The sequence below is a fragment of the Nocardiopsis sp. NPDC055824 genome (genome assembly GCF_053616335.1).
This window is the reverse complement of sequence record NZ_JBSHDN010000240.1, coordinates 1-9,115: the sequence shown is the minus strand read 5'-3', so window position 1 is coordinate 9,115 and position 9,115 is coordinate 1. Positions and strand designations below refer to the sequence as shown.

The following is a 9,115-nucleotide window of genomic DNA, read 5'->3' as shown; positions in this document are numbered from 1 at the left end:
GGTGCTCGCCCCCGCCCCCGGCACGTGCCGGGGAGGGCGCCGCGCGCGGCGCCCGGACACGGCACCCCGAAGGGCCCCGGGGGGCCGGAACACCGGCGTCGCCCGACCGGGCCGGGGGCGGTGTCCGGCCCCCGCCCGCACCCCTTCGTCCCGGCCCTTTTCCGGGAAGGGCAGCCGCCGGGACGCCTCGGGGCACCCCCTCGGACCGGAACGGGAAAAGGCCTTCCGTGGCACGGGTACTCCGTTCCGACAGCGCCGATAAAAGCGATGTAAACCTGGAAGCAGACGCGGACGACAACCCCCACACCCCTACCCGGGCCATTGTCAAAACGGCATAAAAAATCACTTCCCTCGAAAATCAAAATACTTTCACCTGGCGGGAAGCGCCTAGCGCCACCGCCCCGAAGCAGGGCAGCAGTGTGTTTCACGCCACGAAAGGTGCCTCTCCGAACGCCAGGGCGAAACACGGAGCGTGACTTCACCGACTCCTACCAGGGGAAGGACAAAAAAGTTTCGGTCCGCACTTTTAAGCGCTGCACTGAGGGAAGGAAGAAGGTCCACGAAGTTTTTCCTCCAACCCTCCCACCCACCCACCCGAACGGAATTCCCCGTCGACGCCACCGGCGCTCTGTCCGGACCCACCAGACCACCGGGAGCTCCCTTGCCGAACACCGCCACCACCCCGAAGACGCCCCGGACCGCCCGCAAGCGGACCCGCCCGCTCTCCCGCCCCCGCACACGCACCCCCGGCGAGAACGCCTCCGCCGAGGAGCTGCTGGCCGCGGCGAGGCGCCTGGGCGAGGGCGACCCCCGTGCGGACCGGCTCCGAGAGCGCGTCGTACTGCTCCACCAGCCCCTGGCCAAGAAGATCGCACGCCGCTACCAGGGCCGCGGCGAACCGCTGGAGGACCTGTACCAGGCCGCCATGGTCGGCTTCACCAAGGCGATGCGCGGCTACGACCCCTCCTACGGCAAGCCGTTCGTCGCCTACCTGGTCCCCACGGTCACCGGAGAGGTCAAGCGCCACTTCCGCGACCACACCTGGGCGATGCGCGTCACCCGGACCCAGCAGGAGGAGCGCAGCAAGCTGCGCAGAGTGTCCTCCGACTTCCAGCAGGAGCACGCGCGCACGCCCACGACCGCGGAGCTGGCCGAGAGGATGGACATGTCGGAGGAGGAGGTGCAGCAGCTCGTCCAGGCGTCCAACGCCTACCAGTGCCTGTCCCTGGAGGCCCCGGACACCTCCGGCGGCGAGGAGGAGCCCATGCGCCTGGAGGACCACCTGGGCAGCGAGGACCACGGCCTGGAACTGGTGGACCAGCGCGAGAGCCTCAAGCCGGCCCTCGCCCGCCTTCCCGAGCGCGACCGCCGGCTCCTGGGCCTGCGCTTCTTCTGCGACCACACCCAGACCGAGATCGCCGACCGGATGGGCTGCTCCCAGATGCACGTCTCCCGGCTCCTGTCCGGGGTGCTGGACCGGCTCCGAGCCGAGATGGGCGAGACGACGTCGCAGGCCCGCGCCTGAGGTCCGTACCGCGGGCAGGTACCGGGGGCGCGCGGGGGCCGTGCCCGGCCCCTGCCCGCGGTTCGGGGCCCGAGGGGCCGCCCCCGCTCGGGGCGGTCCCTCCCGTGCACACGCGGGTCCGGAGGGCCGCCATGGGCACAGTCTCCCCAGGCGTCTCCTCCTCGCGCGCACGCGCGCGCGAGGAGGAGCAAGGGGGGAAGGGGAGCCGCGGGCCTTCGGCCCCGTCCTCCCGGAGAGCCCCGCGGGGCCTACGCCCGGGGGCGGGACAGCACGAAGAAGTACAGCACCGCGGTCGCGGCGACCGTCGTCACGCACATCGGCACGAACGCGATCTGGTAGGACTCCGGCTCGTCCGGAAGCGCCTGGAGGATCGCACCGGCGGCGACCGTGCACAGCACCGCGGTCGTGAAGCCGCTCATGTTGACCAGGCCGGAGGCGACACCGGTGCGGCTGGCGGGAATGCCGTCGCGGGCGAAGTCGAAGGAGATCGTCGGCGCGAGGGTCTGGCCCACCGCGCTCACCGCCATCACTGTCAGCCCGGCCGCGACGGGCGCTCCCCCGGGCCACACGACCAGCAGCACCCAGCCCGCGCTCAGCACCGCCCCCAGGGTCAGGGCCAGCCACCGGCGCGCCCGGGGGTGCCGGCCGACCAGGAGGCCGACGAACGGGGCCACCCACAGGCCTCCCGCCGCCAGACCGGTCAGGGTCAGCGCCGCGGTGCCCTCGGCCAGACCCAGCCCGTTCACGAGATACGGGTAGCCCCACAGCACCATCATCATCGTGAAGGGCGCCATCACGGCCGCGTGGTGCGCCATGCCGATGAGCGGGCCGCGCGCGCGAAGGGCCTCCTTGAGCGCCTCCCACACGGAGATCGGGTCGGCCACGGTGGACCGCCCGGCCGCGTCGGCGGGGCGGTCGCGCACGACCAGCAGCACGAGGAGCGCCATCAGCGCGGTCAGGGCCGTGGTGGAGAGGAAGGCGGCCACCCAGCCGACCTGCCCGAGGGCCCACGCGAGGGGCGCCGCGCTCGCCACCTGGCCGATGCCGCCGACCACGCCGGTGAGGCCGCTGACGAGGGCGTAGCGCGCACGCGGGAACCACAGGGCGGCCAGCCGGATGACGTTGAGGAAGACGAGGGCGTCGCCGAGGCCGATGAGGAACCGTCCGGCGACCGCGGTCTCGATCCCGGGCGCGAGCGCGAACAGGCAGGAACCGACCACCATCGCCACCATGCCCATGGCGAGCGTGTAGCGGGGGCCGAGCCGGTCGGCGAGGAGGCCCGCCGGAACCTGGAGGAGGACGTACACCAGGAGTTGGAGCATCGGCAGCAGGGACAGCAGCGCCGGGCCGACGTCGAACCGGGCCTGGGCCTCCAGGGCCGCGACACCGAGGCCGTTGCGGTGCAGCATCGCCAGGAAGTACCCGGCGACGGCGACCGCCCACACGATCCACGCGCGGGCGCCGCCCGCGGGTTCGGCGGGCACGGTGCTCCCGTCCGGGGTAGTCCGGTCACCGGATGTCTGGGTCTGTGTCACTGGACGACTTCTCTCCGTTTTGTACGACCTCTCCAGTGTCCTCCAGAGACCGGACCATCCCTTACACCGGGGTGACAGGGTGCGCAAAACCGGCCGACGCCCGTGTGCGCCGCCGGACCCGGCATCGGCAAGACCCGCGCTTGACAGAGTCAAGAACGCGTAACCAGCAAGAAGTCACCACGAGTCACCAGAAGCACGCCAGGAGTTGCCAAAACGGGTGAGACTCACGACAGCCAGGACGGGACTCAGAGGCCCTTATTCGACCCGCGCCAATCGAACACAGGTACGGGAAAACCCCTCTGACCAGCAGGTTCTCGGTTTTGCCCAGTCGATACGGTTTCGTTAATTGTGACATTGGTCACTCGCAGAAGCCTCGACTGCAAGGGGTGAGTTGCTGCTAGCATCCGGAGCGCAAAGAATAACTACGAGGTAACGACACCGTTCACACCTCACCAACTTTGTGGAGGGAACCCGCCAAGGTCCCAGGACGGGCGGAAACCCTCGAACCGCGGCGACTGTGGCCGCACCGAGCACACGGTCAGCACCGCGGCAACCGAGACCCACTGGAGACGACCTTGAGTCACTGGCGCCTGAACAACCCCCGGGCCTCCCGGGCGAAGTCGGCTCTCGCCAGACGAATCAAGCACAAGCCCCGCCACGCCTTCTGCGCCGAGCGCGCGATCACGGCGCTCCTGGGCGAACTCGTCTCAGCCACCCAGCGCCAGTTCTACTGGTCGGGCACCACCGACATGGCCGTCATGTCGGTCCAGCGCGACGTCAACGTCTGGTGTCGCGACGGGCGCTTCTTCTGGAACGACCTGTTCCACGGGGGCACGGTCTCCCATCCCGCGAGCGACCCGGTCGGCGCCGCCGAGCTCCTCAACCCCTTCGCCCGGGGCCCCGAGCCCGTCTACAGCCACGGTTTCGGCGCCGCACGCCAGCCGGTCGCCGCCTGACACCGCGCCTCCTCTCCCCGCTCCACCGCCGCCCGGCCCCGGTCAGCCGTGCGCTCCGCACCCGCGGTGCTCTGGAAGACTGGGACGGGGGGACACGACGTGTCCCCCCGCGCAGTGAACCGAGCACAGTGAGGAGACCGGGAACCATGATCCTGATCGTCGTCAAGTACAGGGTCAGGCCGGAGGCCGTCGACCGCTTCCTCGACGAGGTCGCCGACTTCACCGCCGCCACCCGGGCCGAGCCCGGGAACCTGTGGTTCGAGTGGTCCCGCAGCGTCGAGCGCGACGACGAGTTCGTCCTGGTCGAGGCGTTCCGGGACGGCACGGGCGAGGCCCACGTCAACAGCGACCACTTCCGCGAGGGCCTGGCCCGCATGAAGCCGCTGCTCGCCGAGACCCCGCTCATCGTCAGCCGCTCCGTGGAGGGCGAGGGCTGGGACCGCATGGGCGAGCTCACCGTCGACGCCTAGGCGTGTCGGCCCCCCGCCCCCTCGGGCGGACCGCCGGGCGGGTTAGTCTGCCGGTCGGTCATCCGACGAGGGGAAGGCGGTCCGTGGGCACCTACGTGGCGAGCGAGGATCGGTACGAGACGACGGAGTACCGCAGGAGCGGTGACAGCGGGCTGCACCTGCCCCGCCTGTCGCTGGGCCTGTGGCAGAACTTCGGCGCGGACCGCGACCAGGAGAACCAGCGCCGCATCCTGCGCAGGGCGTTCGATCTCGGCGTGTTCCACTTCGACCTCGCGAACAACTACGGACCGCCGCCCGGGGCCGCCGAGGAGAACCTCGGCCGCGCCCTGGCCGAGGACTTCGCCCCCTACCGGGACGAACTGGTCATCACCACGAAGGCCGGGTGGGTCATGGGCCCCGGCCCCCACCAGCGGGGCGGGTCGCGCAAGTACCTGCTCTCGTCGCTGGACCGGTCCCTGGCCAGGATGGGCCTCGACCACGTGGACGTCTTCTACAGCCACCGGCCCGACCCGGACACGCCGCTGGAGGAGACCATGGGTGCCCTCCACCACGCCGTGGTGTCCGGCCGGGCGCTGTACGCCGGCATCTCGTCGTACGGCCCCGCCGCGACCAGGGAGGCCGCCCGCATCATGCGGGAGCTGGGCACCCCGCTGACCGTGCACCAGCCGTCGTACTCGATGCTCAACCGGTGGGTGGAGGGCGGCCTGCTGGAGGCGGCGGCCGACGAGGGCATGGGCGTGGTGGCGTTCTCGCCGCTGGCCCAGGGCGTGCTGACCCCGCGCTACCTCGGCGGCGAGGTGCCACCGGACTCCCGCGCGGGCGTGGGCCGCCCGAGCTGGCGCGACAACATGCTGTCCGAGGAGGTCCTGGAGCGGGCGCGCGCCCTGGACGCCATCGCCTCGGAGCGCGGCCAGACGCTCGCCCAGATGGCGATCTCCTGGGTGCTGCGGGACCAGGGGCCGCGCACGGTGACGACCGCGCTCATCGGGGCGTCGAGCGTGGAGCAGCTCGAACAGAACCTCGCCGCGCTGGACTCCCCCGGGTTCAGCGACGAGGAGCTGCGGCGCATCGACGAGTGGGCCGTGGACTCCGACGTCAACATCTGGTCCGGGGCCACCGCCTCCCGCCCGTAGGGCGTGTGCCGGGGGCCGCGCGGCGCACGCGGCTCCCCGGGGCCGCCCTTTGGGGCCCGTCTCCGGCGGGGTCCCGGGCGGTCCCTTTTCCGGGCGTCGGGGGCGGGCGCGCGCGTTCACCGGGTTTCGCGGCGAAGTCGGGCACAACAGATCTTCGGATCCGAACCACCAAAGGGTGACATAAGGGCACACACCCTCCGTGAACCGGTCGGAAGCGTGCTCTATCAGCGATCTTCTCGGGTTACGGTGACTCCTGAGAAACCTCCGGCAGACGCACCGGGCCGTCCTGGCGGGCCCCGAGGCGTCCTCCGCCCCTGGCCCCCCAGAGGACCCATGCGCCCCCTCAACCCCGACGAGCCCACCCAGCTCGGGGAGTTCCGCCTCATCGCCCACCTCGGCTCCTGCGGCATGGGCCGCGTGTACCTGGGCGCGGACCCGCACGGGCGCCCCGCCGCCGTCACGGTCGTCCGCGCCGCGTACGCCGTCGACCTGGACTTCCGTGCCCGCTTCGCCCGCGAGGCCGCCCTCGCCCCCCGGACCGTCGGCCGCTTCGCCCCGCCCCTCCTCGGCCACGACCTGTCCGCCCCCGTCCCCTGGACCGCCACCGCGTACGTCCCCGGCCCCACACTGCGCGAGCTGGTGGAACGCACCGGGCCCCTCCCCCCGGCGGCGGCGGCCGTCCTCGCCCGGGGGATCGCCGAGGCCCTGGACACGGCCCACGGCGCGGGCGCCGTGCACCGGGGCCTCACACCCTCGACCGTCCTGGTGGACGCGCACGGCCCCCGGCTCATCGACTTCGGCGTCGCCAGGGCCGTGGACGAGGCCCGGCTCACCCGCCCCGGCGAGGGCGTCGGCTCCGCCGCCTACACGGCGCCCGAACTCCTCTCCGGCGGCGGGGCCGCCGCCGCCGGCGACCTGTTCTCCCTCGGCGGAGCCCTGCTGTTCGCGACCACGGGGGCCGACCCCTTCGGGGAGGGGCATCCCTCGACCCTGCTGTACCGGGTCCTGCGCGAGCCGCCCTCCCTGGACGGGGTCCCGGGCCCCCTGCGCCCGCTCGTGGCCGCGTGCCTGGACAAGCTCCCCGAGAACCGGCCGACCGCGCAGGAGGTCCTCGACCACCTCGGCGGGCCGCTCCCCGAGGAGCCCCCGACCGCCCCGTGGCTGCCGCCGCGGGCCCGCGCCGCGGTCGCCGCGGCCGAGGAGTCCTACCGCTCCGCGGTCGGCCCCCGGGCCGGCGGCCCCCCGGCCCCCGATCCCTGGGCCGCGCTCGCTCCGGGCGCCCGGCCGGCGCCCCCCGCACGCACCCCTCCCCGGCGGCGGGGCAGGGCCGTGCTGCGCGTCGCGGCCCTCCTGGGCGTGGCGGTCCTCCTCGCGGGCGCGGGCCTGTTCGCCGTCGCGGCCCCGGCGTGGGAGGCGGCCGGGGGGACCGGCGCCGCCCGCGACTGCTCCGCGTCCGGAAGCCTGGCCGGGAACCTCGCCCTCACCGGCCCGCCGCAGGTCATGTTCCCCCCGGACGTGCCCCTCGAACTCTCGTTCTCCCCCGACGGCACCGTCCTGGCCGTCTCCCAGGTCGACCGCGTGACCCTGTGGGACTGGGAGGGGTCGCGGCCCCTGGCCCGGATCGACAACGAGGAGGCCACGGTGCCCCCCACCCCGGCCGCTTTCAGCCCGGACGGCTGCCTGCTCGCCTACGGCACCCTCCACGGGACCGCCGTCACCGACCTGTCCACGGGCAGGGCGTGGAACGTCGGACCGGAGCAGGCCGTCCGGTCCGTCGCCTTCAGCCCCGACGGCTCCTCGCTGGCCGTGGGCGTGCGGAGCGACCCCGGGGCGCGGTTCCTGCACCTCTACGAGACGGAGCGCTGGAAGCTGACGGCCGCCCTGCCCGGCTCCGGGAGTCTCGGCGCGATCCAGTACTCGCCCGACGGCACCACCGTGGCGGGCGGCGAGGTGGGCGGCGGCGTCGCGGTGTGGCGCACGGGGGCCGGGGGGCTCGACCGGCTGGGCCTGGTCGACGAGCGCGCGCGGGTGGGCGCGGACGCCTTCGACATCCTCCCGGACGGCTCGGGCGTCCTGCTCATCCGCTCGGACCGCGTCCTGCTGGTCGAGCCGCAGAACGAACGGGTCCTGCGCGAGTTCGTGCCCGACGACGAGGACCACTTCCTGGTCGACGTCGCCTACAGCGAGGCGAGCGGCCGGGTCTTCGCCGCCATGCTGGCCCCGGGCGCCGGGTCGGGCAGCACGATGGCGTGGGACTACGGCGACGCGGCCAGCGCCCGGCTCGGCCCGGACCTGCCCCGGCTGTTCCCGCTCGTCCTGTCCCCGGACGGGTCGCGGCTCGCCGGGCTGCGAGCGGACACCGGCGACCTGGCCGTCTACGACACCGACCTGTCGCTGCTCGGGGTGATCGGCGACTGACCCGGGCGGGCCGCAACCGGTCACTCGTCCGGGCGGTCCGCCCACGAACCGCTACATTGGCGGAGGAACCCTCCCGAGCACCGCCCCGACCCCGCGCGACCGCCCCCGCGCCGGTGCCCTGACGCAGTGAGGAACGCGTACCCGCCGTGCAGCCCCTCGCCTCCGACGACCCCCGGCACATCGGCCGCCACAGGCTCCTCTCCCGCATCGGCGCGGGCGGCATGGGCAGGGTGTACCTGGCGCGCACCCCGGACGGCCACCTGCGCGCGCTCAAGGTGGTCAAGGAGGACCTGGCCCACGACACCGGGTTCCGGGACCGGTTCGCGCGGGAGGTCCGCGCCGCCCGGCGGGTGCGCGGCCCCTTCACCCCGGCCGTGACCGACGCCGACACGGACGCCGACGTCCCGTGGATGGCCACCGAGTACGTGCCCGGCCCCACGCTGAAGGAGGCCGTGAGCGCGAACGGCCCCTTCCCCGGCCCCTCGCTGCTGGTTCTGGCCCTCGGGCTCGCCCGGGCCCTGGAGACGGTCCACGAGGCGGGGCTGATGCACCGCGACCTGAAGCCGGGCAACATCCTGCTGTCCCCGCGCGGCCCGCAGGTCATCGACTTCGGCATCGCCCGCGCCGTCGAGGGCACGGTGCTCACCCGCACCGGGCAGACCTTCGGCACACCCGCCTACACCTCGCCCGAGCAGATCACGGGGCACGGCGTCTCCCAGCTCAGCGACCTCTTCTCCCTGGCGGGCGCGGTGGTCTTCGCCGCCTCGGCGGAGCCCCCGTTCGGCTCCGGGCGCCCGGTCGACTCCCTGCGCCGGATCATGGCCGACGAGCCCGCCCTGGGTGCGGTCCCCGAGGGCCCCCTGCGCGACGTGCTGGCCCGCTGCTTCGCCAAGGACCCCGCCGGACGGCCCGACGCCGCGGAGGTCCGGGGAGAACTGTCCGCGCTGCCCCTTCCGTCGGCCGAGCACGGCTGGCTTCCCGCCCCCGTGACGGAGCAGATCGACGCCCGGGAGGGCGAGGTCCGGAGGGCGGAGGAGGCCGGGCGCACCACCGTGGACCTGGGGGGCGGGGCCCCGGC

General features: G+C 73.6%; 7 protein-coding genes. 6 read left to right on the top strand and 1 reads right to left on the bottom strand.

The window, feature by feature from the left end; translation table 11 throughout:
• Positions 1-661 precede the first annotated feature (661 nt).
• Positions 662-1,525, top strand: a complete 864-nt coding sequence (locus ACWGL3_RS28715; RefSeq protein ID WP_267947626.1) for a SigB/SigF/SigG family RNA polymerase sigma factor — start codon at positions 662-664, stop codon at positions 1,523-1,525.
• Between the two features lie 248 nt (positions 1,526-1,773).
• Here ACWGL3_RS28715 and ACWGL3_RS28710 read toward each other — a convergent pair whose 3' ends face one another.
• The gene (locus ACWGL3_RS28710) at positions 1,774-3,009 is read right to left on the bottom strand and encodes an MFS transporter (RefSeq protein WP_267947625.1); all 1,236 of its coding nucleotides are present in this window, start codon (positions 3,007-3,009) and stop codon (positions 1,774-1,776) included.
• Positions 3,010-3,635: 626 nt separating this feature from the next.
• On the opposite strand from ACWGL3_RS28710, the gene ACWGL3_RS28705 reads away from it, so the two are divergent.
• From ACWGL3_RS28705 to ACWGL3_RS28685, 5 genes are all read left to right on the top strand, one after another.
• Positions 3,636-4,016, top strand: coding sequence for a hypothetical protein (locus ACWGL3_RS28705; RefSeq protein WP_267947624.1), 381 nt, complete (start codon positions 3,636-3,638; stop codon positions 4,014-4,016).
• Between the two features lie 146 nt (positions 4,017-4,162).
• Positions 4,163-4,486, top strand: a complete 324-nt coding sequence (locus tag ACWGL3_RS28700; protein WP_267947623.1) for a putative quinol monooxygenase — start codon at positions 4,163-4,165, stop codon at positions 4,484-4,486.
• Positions 4,487-4,569: 83 nt separating this feature from the next.
• Entirely contained in the window at positions 4,570-5,619 is a 1,050-nt protein-coding gene (locus ACWGL3_RS28695; protein WP_267947622.1) for an aldo/keto reductase, read from the top strand.
• 333 nt (positions 5,620-5,952) lie between these two features.
• A complete protein-coding gene (locus ACWGL3_RS28690; RefSeq protein WP_267947621.1) occupies positions 5,953-8,037 on the top strand; it encodes a WD40 repeat domain-containing serine/threonine protein kinase in 2,085 nt (694 codons plus the stop codon).
• A gap of 146 nt (positions 8,038-8,183) precedes the next feature.
• The coding region (locus tag ACWGL3_RS28685) for a serine/threonine-protein kinase (RefSeq protein WP_452462016.1) at positions 8,184-9,115 on the top strand (932 nt) is incomplete at its 3' end.